Source organism: Hydrogenophaga sp. 2FB, from assembly GCF_005503365.1.
GTDB lineage: Bacteria > Pseudomonadota > Gammaproteobacteria > Burkholderiales > Burkholderiaceae_C > Hydrogenophaga.
The window spans coordinates 1-2355 of record NZ_SCML01000117.1; the positions used below are offsets into that span (position 1 = coordinate 1).

General features: G+C 59.3%; 1 protein-coding gene. It reads right to left on the reverse strand.

Going from position 1 to position 2355, the window contains the following annotated elements:
- Positions 1 to 104: 104 nt before the first annotated feature.
- Positions 105 to 2355: Tn3-like element IS1071 family transposase (locus FFS09_RS30425; protein WP_137922636.1), on the reverse strand; the 2251-nt coding region annotated here is incomplete at its 5' end.

A 2355-nucleotide genomic window follows, 5' to 3' on the forward strand; every position in this document is an offset into this window, starting at 1 on the left:
AAAGCTAGCACTGGCGCGGAGGTGGTGTTGGTAGATCGTTGATTTCATTGACTTTCCTGTTCACTTTCAAATCTGCGATTCGTGGCGTCAAACCGTGGTCGGTTTCATCCATTGGTGCCAGTTATCGATGCATTTGGCCGCGAAGGCAGGATTTGGTCAGCATAGCGGTCAACCGGGAAGCGAAACACACCCCGCAAGTTGATGCTCTCCAGCCTGGTGGGCGCAATCTTCCCGATCAGTTCCGGTGGAATGACCTGGCGGCGGTTCGACCAGCGATCCAGGACCGCCTGCATCTGTGAGGTATTCCACGCCATCACGATGTTGGCCATCAGGCTCAACGCATCGGCCACAGCCTGCATTTCATCGACACGTTTGGCCTGCGCCGGGCTGATCCGGCCGGTATAAATGGCGCGCTTGAGGGCGTTAACAGCCTCGCCCCGATTGAGCACCCGGCGCAACTCGTTCCTGAAAGCGTCCTTGACAAAGTAGTCAGCCAAAAACGCCGTACGCAGCAACCGCCCCAATTGCACGCCAGCCTCATAGATTGGATCGCCCTGGGCGGCAGAACCGAACCGCGCAAGAGCTGCCACCGCACTGGCATGTCCGCTCATGACCGAGGCTGCCAGGTGCACCAGACTATCCCAATGCTTTTCGATCAAAGCGACGTCGACATTGGCTTCGCACACCGCAGCGATTTCTGCGGGCACTTTGGTGCCGCGTGGCACAAAGAGGTGGCGCTGTTTGAGTTCCTTCAACCGCGGGCAAAGATCAAAACCAAGCAAACGGGCATGTGACATGGCAAAGTCGGTGTAGCCATGGGTATCCACAGCAAGCTGGCTGGTCTCCAGCTTTTCTTGGCGGATGACACCTTCAATGGCCACGCCCGCCTGGCGCTCATTGAGCACAAAGGGCTGCGCATGGAAGATGCCCCACCGGTCTTTTACATGGGAGTAGATTCCAATGGAAGGTGTGTTGCGCCGAGGATCAAGCCGGGCTTGCCACACCCGTTTGGTGGTCTCCATGCTCATCATGTCAGAAGATGCCAAATCGGACCGCCCCCAGGTGGCGGCAATCGGGTGTCGCTGCATGAATTCCAGCACAGCCTGGCAGGCCTGGCTCAGACGCCGTTCGTCCCGCGCCCAGCGCATGGCCTGGCGAATGCTGGTGGCAGACAATTGCGGAATCATGCGCGCGCATTCGACCGCAGTCAGACTGGTGCCGTGGGCCATGATGCCGGCATAGACCATCAGCAGCTCGTCGGTAGAGCGCGGCTCACGTCCGAGCATGATCCAGCTAAAGCGCACCTGGGCGTCAACGGCCAGAATCACTTCCGGCAATTGAACCTCACCGATGCGGTGATCCAAAGCCGCGCGCAGCTTGGTCACTTCTGGGTCTTCGTCCTCTGCGGGCAATGGCGACAAATGGAGTTCATCATCCACGCGCAGTACGCCACTGCGGGCTGCAGCGGCCACCGCATCGACACCGGCAGTTACTCTGGCCAGCAAAGGCTTCAAGAAAGTGGCAGCCTTGCTGGGTAACGATAGACGGGCATAGTGTTTCTTGGACTCTGCCTGCCAACGCTCGTCCGTGAAGAACAAGCGCGCACGACCCCGAAAGCTCAGGCTGTGCTCAATCCAGACCGAGCCATTGCGCACCGCGCGGCGCAGGGCAAACAGGGTGGCCACCTCCAACGCCTGAAACGCCCGTTCCCGGTCTGGGCTGGAGATCGAAACCTGCCAGATCATTCCCAGACTTGGTGCCACCACTTCAACTGGCAGCTTTCTGGATCCTTTGAGATATAAAGCTTGCAGCTTGGCAAGGTACTCGATGGCAGGATGCTCGCCGGTGGCCTGCCAGGGCAGCTTTGCAATGGCGACGAGCAACGACCGCACGGGGCGAATTCCATCAATCAATCCCTCGCGGACCAGGGAGGCCCTGCTCGGTGGTTTGCGTTTCTGGGTTTCGGTGATCAAGGCTTCAAGACGGGCACGCAACTCAGCATCTGGCACCGCACCTTGCGCGCTCAAGGCAACAAGTTCGCCGAGCAGCGTTTTGTACATTGCGGCCCAATTGACGGTAGCGGGGACATCGGCGGCAGCCTGACGCCACAGATCGGCGATCCGGCGCTGCACCATAAGGATCAACTGGTCTGTGGTGGTGAACAGGCAATACCGAAGAAAGCATGCGACCTCCACGGTGCGCGCTGGCTCTTTGATCTTGGCTCCGGCTGAGGGCGGCCTGGAGACAAGTCGGCGCGCGTAGCGGCGCAAGATGAGATCGGGGATGTCTGCCAGGTGCTTATGAACGTCCAGCGTGTAAAGCAGGTCGATGCGCTCCAGTACCTCGCTGATTTGG